The sequence below is a fragment of the Sandaracinobacteroides sp. A072 genome, assembly GCF_052616365.1.
On sequence record NZ_JBQXGU010000001.1, the window covers coordinates 314,913 to 330,937 of the forward strand.

Below are 16,025 nucleotides of genomic sequence, written 5' to 3' on the forward strand. Positions count from 1 at the left end.
CCTCTTGCATAGATCAGGGCCTGTAACTGGCCCGGCAAGGAGGGAGTTTGCGATGACGGATCGCGTGACGGTGGAAATGCGGGACGGTGTCGCCGATGTGCGGCTGACCCGGACCGACAAGATGAACGCGCTGGATGATGCGATGTTCTCCGCCCTGATCGAGACGGGCGAGCGGCTGAAGGAAGACAAGGCCGTGCGCGCCGTCGTGATTTCGGGCGAGGGCCGCGCCTTCTGCGCCGGGCTCGACACATCGAACTTCGCCGGCATGGCCAGCGGTTCGCGCCGCAGCGACGGGCTGGTGGAAACGCCCCGCACGCCGGGCGGCGCCAACCGCGCCCAGCAGGCCTGCCTGGTGTGGCGCGAAGTGCCCGTGCCGGTGATCGCGGCCATCACCGGTGTCGCTTTCGGCGGCGGCTTCCAGCTGGCGCTGGGGGCCGACATGCGCTTCGCCACCCCGGATGCCCGCATGGCGGTCATGGAAATCAAGTGGGGCCTTGTGCCAGACATGGGCGGCATGGTGCTGCTGCGCGGCCTGGTGCGCGATGACGTGGCCCGGGACCTGACCTTCAGCGGCCGCATCTTCACCGGCGAGGAAGGCCTCGGCCTTGGCCTTGTGACGCGTGTGTGCGCCGACCCGCGCGCCGAAGCGCTGGCCTATGCAGCCGATGTCGCCGGCAAGAACCCCGATGCCATCCGCGCCGGCAAGCGGCTGCTGAACCTGCCCGCCCATGCGACGGCTGCCGAAATCCTGCTGGCGGAATCGGTGGAGCAGACCGCCCTCATCGGCTCGCCCAACCAGGTCGAGGCCGTGATGGCGAACATGGAAAAGCGCGCCCCGGTCTTCCGCTAGGCCGAAAGCCCCGCGCCTGGCTGGCGGACCATGGCCGTAAGAGGCGGTCCGCCACCGGCGGGGTGGAAGGTGGCCTGCGGGGTGAAGCCCAGCCCGCGATAGAGGCTTTCATTGCGCGGGTTGCTGTTTTCCAGATAGCAGGGCTGGCCGGCGCGATCGGCCAGCGCCAGCGTTTCCCCGATCAGGCGGCGTGCCAGCCCCTGGCCGCGCGCCTCGGGCACAACGCCCACGGCGAAGAGATAATAATGCGGAAAGGCGGGGCGGTTTTCGTCCATCACCTTTTCCACCGCCAGCGCCCGGCCGATGGCCCCCGGACCGCTGGCCAGCACCAGCCGCGCCAGAAGCCCCAGTTGCGGCAATGCCGCCATGCCCTTGCGGCCGCCCGGGCCCAGCCACAGCGTGCCGCCCTTGCCCTCTTCCAGCATTGCCAGCCCGCGCGGCAGATAGACATGGCGCGCCATGCGGGTGAAGGCCTCGCGGATCATGGCAGGTGCGCCCAATGTCCAGCTGGCGACGGGGTCTTCGGCGAAGGCCGCGCCGATGGTTGCGCCGATCTCCTGCCAGTCGTCCGTTCGGGCTTCGCGCATGGGTCTTCTCCTGCTCAGGCCGGGGGTGTTTCCTCGCGGGCCAGAAGTTCGTCGCGCAGAACCGATTTCAGGATCTTGTTGGCTCCGCTCAGCGGCATGGGCGCGGTGCGGATCTCCAGCGTGCGCGGGCATTTGTAATGGGCGATATGGGCGCGGCAGTGGGCGATCAGCGCTTCGGGCGTTGCCGTTTCACCGGCCTTCAGTGTCACGGTTGCGTGCACCGCTTCCCCCCAGTGCGGGTGCGGCCGGCCAAAGACAGCGCATTGCGAGACGGCCGGATAGGCCGCGAGGCAATTCTCGACTTCCTGCGAATAGACATTCTCGCCGCCGGTGATGATCATGTCCTTCAGCCGGTCGACAATGAAGAGATAGCCATCCGCATCGAGATAGCCGACATCGCCAGTGTGCATGTAGCCCCCGCGCAGCGCCTCTGCCGTGAGGTCGGGGCGGTTCCAGTAGCCCAGCATCACCATCGGCCCGCGCACCACCACCTCGCCGGTGGCGCCGGTGGGCAATATGGCGCCATCCGGCCCCATGATGGCGACTTCGGCCGTTGTCACGGCGCGCCCGGCCGAACGCAGCAGGCCGCGGGCGGCCATGTCGGGCAGATGCTCGCGCCAGCCAAGCATGGTGGCCACCGGCGACAGTTCGGTCATGCCGTAGGATTGCACGAAGCGCACATGGGGCAGCGCTTCCATCACCTCGCGCAGCAACGGTTCGGGCATCGGCGCCGAGCCATAGCTGATGAGCTTGAGGCAGGAGAGGTCCGCCGTGCGGATCAGCGGGTCATCCAGCATGGCGCGCAGCATTGTCGGCACGAAGGTGGCGATGGTGACGCCTTCGCGGGCGATGGTTTCCAGCACCTCAGAAGCGACGAAGCGGGGCAGGAACACATGCTTGCCCGCTGCATGGGTCACGGAAAAGAGCCGCACCCCCGCCGCCACGTGAAACAACGGCCCGTGGTGGAGGTGGACCGAATCCGTATCCATGGGGATGCTGGCCAGCACATGGGCGGTGTTTGCCATGATGTTGGCATGGCAGAGCATGACGCCCTTGGCGGCGCTGGTGGTGCCGCTGGTGTAGAAGATGCAGGCCAGATCCCGGCCGCAGCGCCCGGAATCCGGGCCGGGGGCGTGGGCGGCGATCAGCTGCTCATAGGGCTGAAGGCCGGGGGCGGGCGCTGCGCGGCCGGATGCCTCGATCAGCGCCGCCATGCCGGGCGCGGCGCTGGCAAGGCCGGCCGCGAGCTGCACGAAATCTTCCCCCAGGAGCAGGATGCGGGGGCTGCAATCGGCGATCTGGGCCGCCAGCTCGGAATCCGAAAGCCGGTGGTTGAGCGGCACGACCGCGCCGCCGGCATGCAGCGTGGCGAGGAAGGTTTCGAGCGAGCGGTGGCTGTTGAGCGCGAGCAGCGCGACGCGGTCGCCCGCTTGCAGGCCGAGCGCCCGGAAGGCCGCTGACAGGCGGGCCACACGGTCGGCAACCCCCGCCCATGTGAAGCGCGCGGCGCCGTCCACCACGGCGAGATGGTCCCCGCGCAGCTGCACGGCGCGGCGAAGTCCCTGGATGAGGCCCGGTTCGAACATGGCGAAAGTCTTGCGGAAGGGCCGGCGCCTGCGCAAGCCCGCACAAACGCCATGGTTGCACCTGCCTATTCCGGGTGCGGCCCTTGCAGTGCGCGGCCCTTGAAGCAGAAAGGGGCCGGCAGCCATCGCCGCCAGCCCCTGTCAATCTCCCTTGCGGGATCGTCTTGGCGGGTCAGCGCGGCAGTTCGCTCGCGCCCATCAGGTGCATGTCAACCGCGCGGGCGCACTGGCGGCCTTCGCGGATGGCCCAGACCACGAGCGACTGGCCACGGCGCATGTCACCGCAGGCGAACAGCCCGTCCTTGCTGGTTGCATAGCCGTTGGTGTCGGCCAGCACATTGCCGCGCGGGTCGAGCGCCACGCCCGACTGGTCGATCAGGCCGGCCTTGCGCGGGCCGACAAAGCCCATGGCGAGCAGGACAAGATCGGCTTTCAGCTGGAATTCGCTGCCCGGCACTTCCTGCATCCGGCCATCGGCCCATTCGACGCGAACGCATTCGATGGCCTTCAGCTGGCCTTTCTCGCCGATGAAGCGCTTGCTGAGCACCGACCAGTCGCGCTCGCAGCCTTCCTCATGGCTGGACGAGGTGCGCAGCTTCAGCGGCCAGTCCGGCCAGGTGAGGGACTTGTTTTCCTTCACCGGCGGCTTGGGCATGATTTCCAGCTGGGTGACGGAGGCCGCGCCCTGCCGGTTGGAGGTGCCGATGCAGTCGGAGCCGGTATCGCCGCCGCCGATGACCACGACATGCTTGCCGGTGGCCAGGATCGAGCCACGCGGCGCGGCGCGGACTTCGTCATCCCCGGCCACGCGCTTGTTCTGCTGCGTCAGGAATTCCATGGCGAAGCGCACGCCCGAAAGCTCGGCGCCCGGAATGTCGAGCGGGCGCGGCTGCTCGGCGCCGCCCGCCAGCACGACGGCATCGAAATTCTCGCGCAGGGTCTCCAGCGAGACCATCACGCCCACTTCGGTGCTGGTGCGGAACTCCACGCCTTCGGCTTCCATCTGCATCGCCCGGCGGTTGATGAGATGCTTTTCCATCTTGAAGTCGGGGATGCCATAGCGGAGCAGGCCGCCCACGCGGTCGTTCTTCTCGAACACCGTGACGCGATGTCCGGCGCGCGCCAGTTGCTGCGCGCAGGCAAGGCCCGCCGGGCCGGAGCCAATCACGGCAACGCTCTTGCCGGTGCGCGTCTTCGGCGGCTGCGGCTGGATCCAGCCTTCTTCCCATCCACGATCGACGATCGCGCACTCGATCGTCTTGATGGTGACGGGCGTGTCCTCGATGTTGAGGGTGCAGGCCGCCTCGCACGGGGCGGGGCAGATGCGGCCCGTGAACTCAGGGAAATTGTTGGTGGAGTGCAGGACTTCGAGCGCGTTCCGCCAATCTCCTTCATAGACCAGATTGTTCCAGTCGGGGATGATGTTGTTCACGGGGCAGCCATTGTGGCAATAGGGAATGCCACAGTTCATGCAGCGCGCCGCCTGGGTGCGCAGCTTGTCTTCCGGCAGCGGAACAACGAACTCGTTGTAGTTCTTCAGCCGCTCCTCGGGCTTTTCATAGTTCCGGTCCTGCCGGGGGTATTCGAGGAAGCCAGTCGTCTTTCCCATTGTCGTCTCCGGTGTCCCGATCTTATTCCGCCGCGACCGAGGCGGCAGCGGCTTCGGCCTCCAGCTGGGTGAGGGCGCGGGCATAGTCGCGCGGCATCACCTTCACGAATTTCGCAAGGCTCTGCGGCCATGTGTCGAGCAGTGCCTTTGCCCGCGGACTGCCGCTGTGCAGCAGGTGCCGTTCAAGAAGGATGCGCAGGCGCTCGGCATCATGCCGGAGCATGCTGCCCATGCCATAATCCTGGACACCCGTGCCCCGCTGCGTCGGGCGGATGCTGCCGGCCACCTCGTCTTCGGTTTCGCTGATGGACAGCACGTCCACCATGGCGGTGTTGCAGCGATCGCGGAACTGGCCGTCCTCGTCATAGACATAGGCCAGCCCGCCCGACATGCCGGCCGCGAAGTTGCGTCCGGTGCGGCCGAGAACGACGACGACGCCGCCGGTCATATATTCGCAGCCATGGTCGCCCGTGCCCTCGACAACGGCGATCGCGCCCGAGTTGCGGACGGCGAAGCGCTCGCCGGCCACGCCGTTGAAATAGGCCTCGCCGGCGATGGCGCCATAGAGCACCGTGTTGCCCACGATGATGTTCTCGGTCGGCTCGCGGTTCACATGGGCCGGCGGCCGCACCACGATCCGCCCGCCGGAAAGGCCCTTGCCGACATAGTCATTGGCGTCGCCCGTCAGCTCCATGGTCACGCCATGGGCAAGGAAGGCGCCGAAGCTCTGGCCGGCAACGCCCGTGAAGGCGATGCGGATGCTGTTGTCGGGAAGGCCGGCATGGCCGTGCCGCCGCGCGACCTCGCCCGAAAGCATGGCGCCCACGGTGCGGTTGACGTTGCGGATCTCCCGCTCGATGCGGACGGACTGGCCATTGTCCAGCGCCGGAAGGGAGGCCGCGATCAGGTCGCGGTCGAGCGCCTTTTCGAGGCCATGGTCCTGGGTTTCGGTCTGTCTGAAGGGTGCGCCTTCGGGCAGTTCGACCCGGTGCAGCAGGCGCGACAGGTCGATGCCTTCGGCCTTCCAGTGGTGGATGGCCTTCTTAATGTCGAGCCGGTCGACCCGGCCGATCATCTCGTCGAGCGTGCGGAAGCCCATGTCGGCCATGATCCGCCGCAGTTCCTCGGCGACGAAGAAGAAATAGTTGATCACATGCTCGGGCTGGCCGTTGAAGCGCGCGCGCAGCACGGGATCCTGGGTGGCGACACCCACCGGGCAGGTGTTCAGGTGGCACTTGCGCATCATGATGCAGCCAGCCGCGATCAGCGGTGCGGTGGCGAAGCCGAACTCGTCAGCGCCCAGCAGCGCGCCGATGGCGACGTCGCGGCCAGTGCGCAGACCGCCATCCACCTGCACCGCGATGCGGTTGCGCAGGCCGTTCAGCAGCAGCGTCTGCTGCGTTTCGGCAAGGCCGATTTCCCACGGGCTTCCGGCATGGGTCAGCGAGGTGAGCGGCGAAGCGCCCGTGCCGCCTTCATAGCCGGAAATGGTGACATGATCGGCCCGGGCCTTGGCGACGCCGGCCGCAACCGTGCCGACACCCACTTCCGACACCAGCTTCACCGAGACGCGCGCGCGCTCATTCACATTCTTCAGGTCGTGGATCAGTTGGGCCAGATCCTCGATCGAATAGATGTCATGGTGCGGCGGCGGCGAGATGAGGCCGACGCCCGGAGTCGAGTGGCGGACACGCGCGATGTTCTTGTCTACCTTGTCGCCGGGCAGCTGGCCGCCTTCGCCGGGCTTGGCGCCCTGGGCCATCTTGATCTGGATGTCGTCGGCATTGACGAGATATTCCGTCGTCACCCCGAAGCGGCCCGAGGCCACCTGCTTGATCGCCGAGCGCATGCTGTCGCCATTGGGCAGCGGGCGGAAGCGGTCGGGCTCCTCGCCGCCTTCGCCGGTGTTCGACTTGCCGCCGATCCGGTTCATGGCGATGGCGAGCGTGGTGTGCGCCTCGCGGCTGATCGAGCCGAAGCTCATCGCGCCGGTTGCGAAACGCTTCACGATTTCGCTCGCCGGCTCGACTTCGCTCAGGTCCAGCGGCTTGTTGGCCATCTTCAGGTCCATCAGGCCGCGGATCGTCAGCAGCCGTTCGGACTGCTCGTTGATGGTGGCCGCGAAGTCCTCGTAGCTCTTCCAGTCATTGCCGCGCACGGCATGCTGAAGGCTGGCGACATTGGCCGGGGTCCAGGCATGTTCTTCGCCGCGGATTCGGTAACCGTAGATTCCGCCGACATCGAGCATGTTGCGATAGAGGGGGTTGTCGCCATAGGCGGCGGCATGGCGGCGGACGGTTTCCTCCGCCACCTGCTTCAGGCCGATGCCCTCGATCGTCGTCACCGTGCCGGAGAAGTAGCGGTCGACGAATTCGCTCGACAGGCCGACGGCGTCGAAGATCTGGGCGCCGCAATAGGACTGGTAGGTGGAGATGCCCATCTTGGACATCACCTTGAGGATGCCCTTGCCCACGGCCTTGATGTAGTTCTTCTTCACCTCCTGGGCGCTCAGCGGCAGCCCCTGGCGGACACGGATTTCCTCCAGCGTCTCAAGAGCGACGTAGGGGTTCACCGCTTCCGCGCCATAGCCGGCCAGCACGCAGAAATGATGCACTTCGCGCGCTTCGCCCGTCTCGACGACGAGGCCGGTCTGCATCCTGAGGCCCTGGCGCACCAGATGGTGGTGGACGGCCGAGGTGGCGAGCAGCGCCGGCATGGCGATGCGGTCAGGCCCCTGCGCCCGGTCGGAAAGGATGAGGATGTTCTTGTCGGCCAGCACCGCTTCGGTGGCCGCCCAGCACATTTCCTTGATCGCCAGTTCGAGGCCCTCGGCGCCGGAGGCGGCATCCCAGGTGGTGTCGATGGTGGCGGTGCGGAAGGCGCCATCGAGCGCCGTCTCGACCGAGCGGATCTTGGCGAGATCGGCGTTGGTGAGGACCGGCTGGTCAACTTCGAGCCGCTTGTGCGTGCCGGCCTCGTGGCCGAGCAGGTTCGGACGCGGCCCGATCATCGAGACGAGGCTCATCACCAGTTCCTCGCGGATCGGGTCGATCGGCGGGTTGGTCACCTGGGCGAAATTCTGCTTGAAATAATCGAACAGCAGGCGCGGGCGGCTGGAAAGCACCGCGATCGGCGTATCGGTGCCCATGGAACCGATGGGATCGTCGCCGTTCCGGGCCATCGGCTCCAGGAACTTCGAGACGTCTTCCTGGGTGAAGCCGAAGGCCTGCTGCCGGTCGAGCAGCGACTGCGGATCGTTCGGCATCGGTGGCTCGATGGCCTCGACCACCTCGAGGTCCTTGAGATTGTACTGGGCGGATTCCAGCCACTTCTCATAGGGCTTGGCGGAAGCCAGCTGGCCCTTGATTTCCTCGTCCTCGATGATGCGGCCCTCTTCCATGTCGATGAGGAGCATCTTGCCCGGCTGCAGGCGCCACTTGCGGACGATGCGCTCCTCGGCGACGGGCAGGACGCCGCTTTCGGAGGCCATGATCACATGGCCGTCATCCGTCACGCAGAAGCGGGCGGGGCGCAGGCCGTTGCGGTCGAGGGTGGCGCCGATCTGGCGGCCATCGGTGAAGGCGACGGCGGCCGGACCATCCCATGGTTCCATCAGGGCGGCATAATATTCATAGAAGGCCCGGCGCTTGGGGTCCATGGTGGTGTGGCCGGCCCAGGCTTCCGGGATCAGCATCATCACCGCATGGGCGAGGCTGTAGCCGCCCGCCACCAGCAGTTCGAGCGCATTGTCGAGGCAGGCGGTATCGGACTGGCCGTGCGGGATCAGGGGCCACATCTTGTCGAGATCCGGGCCGATCAGGTCGGATTCCATCGTCCGCCGGCGGGCGTTCATCCAGTTGACGTTGCCGCGCACGGTGTTGATTTCGCCATTGTGGGCGATGAAGCGATAGGGGTGCGCCAGCTTCCAGGACGGGAAGGTGTTGGTGGAAAAGCGCTGGTGAACGAGCGCGATGGCCGATGTCGTCAGCGGGTTGCGCAGATCATCGTAGAAACTGCCGACCTGGCCTGCCAGCAGCAGCCCCTTGTAGACGATGGTGCGCGTCGAGAAGGACGGCATGTAAAGCTCGTCGAGGCCGGGGATGCCGTTCTTCTCGGCGAGCGTCCGCAGCGGATTCTGCGTCTGCTTGCGGATCGACAGCAGCTTGCGCTCGAAGGCGGCTTCGTCGGGGCAGCTGGCGCTGCGGGCGACGATCGCCTGGCGGATCACCGGCATTTCCTCGAGCACCGTCTTGCCGAGGCCTTCGGTGGTGACGGGCACGTCACGCCAGCCGATCAGCCTCTGGCCTTCCTTGGCGATGAACTGCTCGAAATGGGCGACGGTGAAGTCCCGCGCACGCGGATCACGCGGCAGGAAGCACATGGCGACCGCATAATCGCCCGGCTGCGGCAGTTCGAGACCCTGTTTTGTCGCCCAGTCGCGCAACAGCGCATCGGGGATCTGGATCAGGATACCGGCGCCATCGCCCAGCAGCGGGTCAGCCCCGACCGCGCCACGATGGTCGAGGTTGAGGAGAATCTCCAGACCGCGCCCGATCGTCTCGTGCGATTTCTCGCCACGGATATTCGCGATGAAGCCGACGCCGCAGGCGTCATGCTCGTTGCGTTGATCGTACAGGCCCTGGTTCGGCGGAGTTCCCATCAGACGTTTCTATCCCATGCTGTGCGTGGTTTTCCGTGCGGCACGCTCATAGGGAAAGTTACGAGGAAGTGAAGGGGGCTGGCGCGACGCGGCGTTCAGAAATCCGGTCACTTGCTGTCGCGCCGCTATCGGTTTGGGTCAATTTTCGCGAACAGTTCCGGGCGCTTGGCGCAGCAAAATTGCTGCCCGCGCCCCGCGCGGCGAGATGGCGCATCGACTGCGAAATTGCAGGGGGGGCCGGCGTACAGCCGGTTTCGCCTTGATTCTCCGGGATTCTCCGACCCGGCCGCCCTGCCAGGCAGGGCGGCCGGGGACTCGGCAGATCAGGCCCCGCCGAGGAAGCCCTGCGTCACCATGCAGTAGAGCATGGGCAGCGACAGAAGCGTGTTGGTGCGCGAGAAGAGCATCGCCGTGGTGGCGGCTTTCGCCTTCGTCGCGTCGTCGGCGGCGACGAGCCCCAGCGCCTTCTTCTGGTTCGGCCAGATCAGGAACCAGACATTGAACGCCATGACGAGGGCAAGCCACATGCCAAGCCCGATGACCCGGCTGCCGGGCTGGAGCGTCAGCGCCTCGACGAGATAGCCCGAGAGCATGGCGACGACGAGCCCGGTGATCACGGTGAAGAGCGCCGCCCAGCGGAACCAGAACAGTGCCTCGGGGGCGATATATTTCGACACGCCCGGCTTCAGCTCGGCCGGCACCTTCGGCATCGTCGGGATCTGGACGAAGTTGAAATAGTAGAGAAGGCCGATCCACATGATCCCGCACAGCACGTGCAGGAAGCGGAATATCCCATTGGCGAAATGTGCGCCCTGGGCCGCAAGATCGCCATGATAGCCGAACAGCACGACAAGCAGCAGCACCGTGCTGAGCAGCAGGGTGTAGTTCAGGTTTCCGAGTAGCTTTGCCATAAAAACGTCCCCTCCATCTGGCGTCCGCCTGCACCTCTTTCCGGGTAGCCTGTCGCAGCGGACGATCCTTGCTGGAATGCCCTTGAAACGAGGCGGTTGCAATCGCTGATCCGCACGGGCATCGGCCAGGAATGCGCGCCGGGCCGGTCCTTCTCTATGTCATCGGGATCGCGATCTTCAGCGCCATGGACGCGGTGATGAACCTGCTGGTCGATCGCAACCCTGTCCTGATGGCGACCTGGTGGCGTTATGTCGTCGCCATCGGCTTCACCTTCGCCATCTGGGCCGGTTCGGGCCGGCCGGCCATCCGGCGCGAGATGCTGCCAGTCCATGCCCTGCGCGGGGCGGTCATCGCGGCGTCGGCCTTCCTCTTCTTCTGGTCGCTCACGCGGCTGACCCTGGCAGAGGCGGTGACCTTCAGCTTCATCGCCCCGCTTCTGGTGCCGCCACTGGCCGCGATGTTCCTGAAGGAGCGCATGGAGGGGGCAAGCCTCGCGGCGGCGGCGCTCGGCTTTCTGGGGGTGCTGGTGGCGGCCGGTGGCGATATCGCCGGGCTGGACACCGCCCGCATCGCCGGGATCGCGGCGGTCCTCGGCGGCGCCTTCACCTACGCCCTTTCGCTGGTGATGATGCGGGCGCGCGCCGCGCGCGACGGCGCCGCCATCGTCAGCCTGCTGGGCGCGGTGTTCCCGATGCTCGTGCTGGCGCCCTTCGCCTGGGCACTGGTGCCCGCGTCGCGGATGATGCCGGGGGCCAGGGACCTGGGCTGGCTGCTTCTGGCCGGGCTGTTCGGGGCGCTGGCGCTGCAGTTCATCGCCCGCGCCTATGCCCGGGCCGAAGCGCAGAAGCTGGCGCCCTTCGAATATACGGCGCTGGGCTGGGCCGCCCTTTTCGGCTGGCTCTTCTTTTCCGAGCCGGTCGGCTGGCGCACATGGGCCGGGGCCGGGATCATCGCCGCCGCATGCCTCTGGCAGGCCAGCAGGGCCGGCCGGGAAGCCTGAAGCCCCCCGCCCTTAGACAGGTTGCAAAGGCCTGCCCGCGCAGCCTAGTCCGCTTGGCAGGAGAGACGAGGGAGAGACTGCATGAGCGAGGCTGCCACGATATTCCCCGGCTGGTCGACCGACCGGCTGGACGACCGGATCGTCAACCCCGACAGCTACACGAAGCCGGATATCCTGCATGCCGATTATGCGACCCTGCGGCGCGAGGATCCGGTGCACTGGACGGAGCCGCGCGGTTTCCGCCCCTTCTGGGCGATCACCCGGCATGCCGACATCCTCGCCGTCTCGAAGGCGAATGAGCGCTTCATCAACCGCGAGCGCACCTATCTTTCGCCCATCGAGGGGGAAGAGTGGATCCGCTCCATGACGGGCGACACCCACCTCTTCCGGACGCTCGTCGATCTCGACGACCCCGAGCATCGCAAGCTGCGGCAGGTGACGAACGCCTGGTTCCAGCCGAGTTCGGTGAAGCGCAAGCTGGAAGGCCAGGTGCGGGACATCGCCCGTGCCCATGTGAAGCTGATGCAGGAAAAGGGCGAGACGCTCGACTTCGTGAACGAAGTGGCGCTCTGGTACCCGCTGAAGGTCATCATGGCGATCCTCGGCATCCCCGAGGAGGATGCGCCGATGATGCTGAAGCTGACGCAGGAAACCTTCGGCGCGACCGACCCCGATGTCGTCGCCCGGTCCCAGCACCTGACGACGGGCATCGGCGGGGCGGAAGCCTCGGGCAATGCCTCGGTCGACATGCTGGCCATGGCCCAGGTCTTCTTCCAGTATTTCGGCGCCGTCATCGCCGACCGGCGCGCCAACCCGCGCGACGATGTGGCGACCGTGATCGCCAACGGCACCATCGACGGCCAGCCCATCCCGGACCGCGAGGCGCTTTCCTATTATGTGATCACCGCCACCGCCGGGCATGACACCACCAGCTCGACCGCTTCGGCCGGCTTCGAGCAGCTGGCCCTGAACCCGGCCGAACTGGCCAAGGTGCAGGCGGACCTGTCGCTGGTGCCGTCGTTCGTCGAGGAATCGATCCGCTGGTCGACACCGGTGAAGCATTTCATGCGCACTGCCACCGCCGATACCGAACTGGGCGGCAAGACCATCCGCAAGGGCGACGGGCTGGCGCTTTTCTACTGGTCGGGCAACCGCGACGAGGCCGTCTTCGAGGACCCCTTCACCTTCCGGGCCGACCGCAACCCCAACCCGCACATCGCCTTCGGCAATGGCGGGCACATCTGCCTGGGCATGCACCTGGCACGGCTGGAACTGCGGGTGCTGTTCGAGGAACTGCTGCCCAAGATCCGCCTGCTGGAGCCGGATGGCGAGCCGAAGCTCAGCTACGCCAATTTCGTCAGCGGCCTGAAGACGCTGCCGGTTCGCGTGCAATGGCGCTGAAATCCGAAGCCTGGCGGCTCGATGCCGCCAGCTATCCGCTCCGTTCGACCCTGCCGACCCGCTATGGCGACATGGACGCCAACGCCCATCTGAACAATGTGGCGATCGCCCGGCTGATCGAAGAGGCGCGCGTGCGCTTCCACTGGCATGCGCGCGAAAAGCTGCCGGATGGATTCCATGTCCGCGTGATGGTCGGCCATGTGGCGATCGATTATCTGCGCGAAGGCCATTACCCGCAGGATGTGGAAGCCGCGCTGGCGTGCGTGGCCATTGGTACGCGCAGCTACCGGCTGGCGATCGGCCTCTTCCAGAAGGGGGAGGCCTTTGCCCTTTCGGACAGCGTGCTGGTGTCCCCGCAGGATCCGCTGGACGACAGCTTCAAGGCCTTTCTCGCGACCCTGAAGCCGCGCGGCCTTTCCTGACGCCGGCTTGTTGAAACCGTTCAGGCGGCGGCGGCGATGAAGCCGCCGCCGAGCACGCGGCTTCCCGCATAGCAGACTGCCGCCTGGCCGGGCGCGACCCCATATTGCGGTTCGGGGAAGGCGAGGCGGGGCCGGTTTCCTGAATCCGGGTCAGTCGAATGCGGATCAGCCGCAAGCAGGCGCGCGCGCGCCAGCGGCGCCATGGAGCGCAGCTTCACCTCCACGTCCAGCCCATCCGGCGGGATCGGTCCGGCAAGCCAGTTCAGCCCGTCGAGCCAGACGGTCGAGACGGCGAGCGCGGCGCGCGGGCCGACCACCAGCCGGTTCGTTTCCGGTTCGAGGCGGATGACGTAGAGCGGTTCGGCCTGGCCGCCGATTTCCAGCCCGCGCCGCTGGCCGACGGTGAAGCCGATCAGCCCGCCATGGTGGCCCAGCACAGTGCCATGCAGGTCGACGATGTCGCCGGGCCTGTCGGAGCCGTGGCGAAGCTGGCGCACAATGGCGCGGTAATCGCCATTGGGCACGAAGCAGATGTCCTGGCTGTCGGGCTTGTTGGCGACGCGCAGCCCGAAATGGCTGGCGAGCGCCCGCACGGAGGGCTTGTCCAGCCCGCCGAGCGGGAAGCCCAGCATGCCGAGCTGCGCTGCTGTCGTGGCGAACAGGAAATAGCTCTGGTCCTTGGCCGGGTCTGCGGCGCGGTGCAGTTCCGGGCCGGCGGGCGAATCGATTCGCTGCACATAATGGCCTGTCAACAGGGCATGGGCCCCCAGATCGGCGGCCACGCCGAGCAGGTCACGGAATTTGACGGTCTGGTTGCAGCTGATGCAGGGAACGGGTGTGCGGCCGGCCAGATACTGGTCCGCAAAGGCCTCCATCACGTCGGCGCGGAAGGCGCTGGCGTAATCCAGAACATAATGGGCAAAGCCCTGCGCATCGGCGACCGCCCGGGCATCCGCGATATCGGAGCCGGCACAGCAGGCTCCTTCGCGTTTCGGGGCGTCGTCCCTGTCGGAAAGGCGCAGCGTGACCCCGATCGTCTCGCAGCCATGGGCATGGGCGAGCGCTGCCACGACACTCGAATCCACCCCGCCCGACATCGCCACGACGACCCGGGTTCCAGGCGGCGGCAACAGGGCCGAGACGCGGGCGATGACGGCCTCGATGGCGTCTTCCGGGCAGGCTCCGGGGGCATCGGGCGCGGTCGCCTCGTTATGGGTAACAATGCTTTGCACCACTTTTCCTCGCGTCTGGGGTAATCACAATCATCACTGCGCTCAAGGCCGACGAAAGCCGGCCGTTGCTTGGGAGAAGGCAGGCAGGGCGCGGTGATCAAGGAGCAGGGCGCTGCACGGCCCCTGCGCTTATGCGACACCAGATGGTGGAGCAGGGCGCAAGGCGCAAGAGCAGGCTGCCAGGGTCCGGATCCGGAGCGGAGAGGCCAGGAGGCCGGGTGAAGCATCACCTGGCAACGGCCGGACTTTGCCACGGATCGAGGCTCCCGCTCCGGGACATGTAGGCGTTGAAGCATCGGCTTCGTCGGATGAGCGAGGTGTTAACATGAACAGGATTTCGGTCAGGGACATTCCGGCAATCGGTGCCAGCATCGATTTCGAGCGTCCGCACATGGTGAAGGGTTTCGATGGCAAGCCCATCACGCTGGAGTCCCTGCCATCGCCAGACACCCGCCGCTGGGTCGTGCGCCGCAAGGCGGAAGTGATCGCCGCCATCCGTGGCGGGCTGCTGACGGAAGCCGAGGCCTGCGCGCGCTACCGCCTTTCACCCGAGGAACTGGACCTCTGGGAGGATTCGATCAACCGGGCCGGCATTCCCGGCCTCAGGGTCACGCGGATCCAGGTCTATCGGGACCATGTTCCGGTGCGGCGGGCATCCTCGACCCAGCCGGGCCGGCCGGGCCCGGGCGAGACACGTGATCTCGATCGCGGCTGGATCGCCTGAAGGCCGCCAGCATCCCGGACAAGCAGGACGCAGAGACAATTACCCCGAAGACCAAGGGACGCCGGCCGGAAGCCCGCACGGGAAGGCCATGATCAGGAACGGCAGGGCCGTCAGGGATCATGACCGCATCGCCAGGGGCCAGGGACGACAAGGAGCAGCAACATGATGAACAGCATCGGCAATGACGAACGGCGGCGCCCAGCGCATTGTGCCGACCTTTCGGCCAGTATCCGCCTTGCGCTCGGCAATGCCGGCAGCGCCGGGCCGGAGACGAATGCCGGGCTGCTTGCCGGAGCCCGCGGACGTGGCGCGGAACCGGCAGGCGCCGCATCCAGCCGTAGCCGCCAGATGGCCCCCGGCCGCACCACGCGCCTGCTGCTGGTGGAGGATGACCGGCTGCTGTCCGACGCCCTGTCGCGGATGCTCGAACTGGCGGGCTTCACCGTCTATGTGACGGCGCTGGGCGAGGATGCGCTGGACCTTGCCCGGGCCTACCGCTTCGATGTCATCGTGCTTGACCTGTCGCTGCCCGACATTCCCGGCCAGCAGGTTCTGCAGCAGCTGCACCAGGCGCGCCCCGACACGCCGGTCATCATCCTTTCGGGTGAAAGCGATATCGAGACGAAGATCGAGAATTTCATGGAAGGCGCGGATGATTATATCACCAAGCCCTTCCACCGCGACGAACTGCTGGTGCGGATCCATGCCGTGCTGCGGCGGGCCCGCGCTTCGGCGCCGTCGGAGATCAGGGTCGGGCCGCTGACAATCGACCTCATCGCCCACCGGGCGATGGTCAATGGCACGCCCGTTCCGCTGACGGGCAAGGAATATGCCTGCCTCGAGTTCCTGGCGATCCGCCGCGGCATGACCGTGACGAAGGAAATGTTTCTCGCCCATCTTTATGCCGGGCGGGACGAGCCGGAGATGAAGATCATCGATGTCTTCATCTGCAAGCTGCGGCGCAAGCTGACGGACGCGGGTGTCCCGCCCGTCATCGAAACGGTGTGGGGCAGGGGCTACACCATCGCCGGCGAGGATTGAG

Annotated in this window: 11 protein-coding genes and 1 pseudogene; 6 read left to right on the forward strand and 6 right to left on the reverse strand. The window is 66.6% G+C overall.

Features of this window, described 5'->3' with window-relative positions:
• The first annotated feature begins 52 nt into the window (after positions 1–52).
• Complete coding sequence (locus tag ACUJ46_RS01530; protein ID WP_445388694.1) at positions 53–850, forward strand: crotonase/enoyl-CoA hydratase family protein; 798 nt, start codon at positions 53–55, stop codon at positions 848–850.
• Here the strand turns inward: ACUJ46_RS01530 and ACUJ46_RS01535 are convergent.
• The 5 genes from ACUJ46_RS01535 to ACUJ46_RS01555 form a co-directional block, all read right to left on the reverse strand.
• On the reverse strand, positions 847–1,437 hold the full coding sequence (locus ACUJ46_RS01535) for a GNAT family N-acetyltransferase (RefSeq protein WP_445388695.1): 591 nt from the start codon (positions 1,435–1,437) through the stop codon (positions 847–849). The genes ACUJ46_RS01530 and ACUJ46_RS01535 overlap by 4 nt on opposite strands.
• 14 nt (positions 1,438–1,451) lie before the next feature.
• Entirely contained in the window at positions 1,452–3,023 is a 1,572-nt protein-coding gene (locus ACUJ46_RS01540; RefSeq protein WP_445388696.1) for a class I adenylate-forming enzyme family protein, read from the reverse strand.
• Positions 3,024–3,195: 172 nt separating this feature from the next.
• Entirely contained in the window at positions 3,196–4,632 is a 1,437-nt protein-coding gene (locus ACUJ46_RS01545) for a glutamate synthase subunit beta (RefSeq protein WP_445388697.1), read from the reverse strand.
• A 22-nt stretch (positions 4,633–4,654) separates the two neighbouring features.
• Entirely contained in the window at positions 4,655–9,292 is a 4,638-nt protein-coding gene (gene gltB / locus ACUJ46_RS01550; RefSeq protein WP_445388698.1) for a glutamate synthase large subunit, read from the reverse strand.
• A 323-nt stretch (positions 9,293–9,615) separates the two neighbouring features.
• Positions 9,616–10,203 carry a urate hydroxylase PuuD gene (locus tag ACUJ46_RS01555; RefSeq protein WP_445388699.1) on the reverse strand — a complete coding sequence of 196 codons (588 nt, stop codon included), beginning with the start codon at positions 10,201–10,203 and terminating at the stop codon, positions 9,616–9,618.
• A 131-nt stretch (positions 10,204–10,334) separates the two neighbouring features.
• Here ACUJ46_RS01555 and ACUJ46_RS01560 point away from each other — a divergent pair, with 131 nt between their 5' ends.
• The 3 genes from ACUJ46_RS01560 to ACUJ46_RS01570 all read left to right on the forward strand — a co-directional run bounded on the left by ACUJ46_RS01560 (position 10,335) and on the right by ACUJ46_RS01570 (position 13,027).
• Positions 10,335–11,204: a DMT family transporter gene (locus ACUJ46_RS01560; protein ID WP_445388700.1), complete on the forward strand. Its 870-nt coding sequence runs from the start codon at positions 10,335–10,337 to the stop codon at positions 11,202–11,204.
• An 81-nt stretch (positions 11,205–11,285) separates the two neighbouring features.
• Entirely contained in the window at positions 11,286–12,605 is a 1,320-nt protein-coding gene (locus ACUJ46_RS01565) for a cytochrome P450 (RefSeq protein WP_445388701.1), read from the forward strand.
• On the forward strand, positions 12,596–13,027 hold the full coding sequence (locus tag ACUJ46_RS01570) for an acyl-CoA thioesterase (protein ID WP_445388702.1): 432 nt from the start codon (positions 12,596–12,598) through the stop codon (positions 13,025–13,027). The genes ACUJ46_RS01565 and ACUJ46_RS01570 overlap by 10 nt, the downstream gene beginning before the upstream one ends.
• Before the next feature lie 20 nt (positions 13,028–13,047).
• Here ACUJ46_RS01570 and mnmA read toward each other — a convergent pair whose 3' ends face one another.
• Positions 13,048–14,178, reverse strand: a complete 1,131-nt coding sequence (gene mnmA / locus ACUJ46_RS01575) for a tRNA 2-thiouridine(34) synthase MnmA (RefSeq protein WP_445389505.1) — start codon at positions 14,176–14,178, stop codon at positions 13,048–13,050.
• A 472-nt stretch (positions 14,179–14,650) separates the two neighbouring features.
• Here mnmA and sciP point away from each other — a divergent pair.
• Positions 14,651–14,893 (forward strand): annotated as a pseudogene (gene sciP, locus ACUJ46_RS01580) (CtrA inhibitor SciP); the annotation flags it as partial.
• 438 nt (positions 14,894–15,331) lie between these two features.
• On the forward strand, positions 15,332–16,024 hold the full coding sequence (locus ACUJ46_RS01585) for a response regulator transcription factor (protein WP_445389506.1): 693 nt from the start codon (positions 15,332–15,334) through the stop codon (positions 16,022–16,024).
• Position 16,025 lies beyond the last annotated feature (1 nt).

Excerpts from the sequence above, each read along its gene's own strand:
- ACUJ46_RS01530 (WP_445388694.1), top strand. The coding sequence starts at position 53 with ATGACGGATCGCGTGACGGTGGAAATGCGGGACGGTGTCGCCGATGTG.
- ACUJ46_RS01535 (WP_445388695.1), bottom strand. The coding sequence starts at position 1,437 with ATGCGCGAAGCCCGAACGGACGACTGGCAGGAGATCGGCGCAACCATC.
- ACUJ46_RS01540 (WP_445388696.1), bottom strand. The coding sequence starts at position 3,023 with ATGTTCGAACCGGGCCTCATCCAGGGACTTCGCCGCGCCGTGCAGCTG.
- ACUJ46_RS01545 (WP_445388697.1), bottom strand. The coding sequence starts at position 4,632 with ATGGGAAAGACGACTGGCTTCCTCGAATACCCCCGGCAGGACCGGAAC.
- gltB (WP_445388698.1), bottom strand. The coding sequence starts at position 9,292 with ATGGGAACTCCGCCGAACCAGGGCCTGTACGATCAACGCAACGAGCAT.
- ACUJ46_RS01555 (WP_445388699.1), bottom strand. The coding sequence starts at position 10,203 with ATGGCAAAGCTACTCGGAAACCTGAACTACACCCTGCTGCTCAGCACG.
- ACUJ46_RS01560 (WP_445388700.1), top strand. The coding sequence starts at position 10,335 with ATGCGCGCCGGGCCGGTCCTTCTCTATGTCATCGGGATCGCGATCTTC.
- ACUJ46_RS01565 (WP_445388701.1), top strand. The coding sequence starts at position 11,286 with ATGAGCGAGGCTGCCACGATATTCCCCGGCTGGTCGACCGACCGGCTG.
- ACUJ46_RS01570 (WP_445388702.1), top strand. The coding sequence starts at position 12,596 with ATGGCGCTGAAATCCGAAGCCTGGCGGCTCGATGCCGCCAGCTATCCG.
- ACUJ46_RS01585 (WP_445389506.1), top strand. The coding sequence starts at position 15,332 with ATGGCCCCCGGCCGCACCACGCGCCTGCTGCTGGTGGAGGATGACCGG.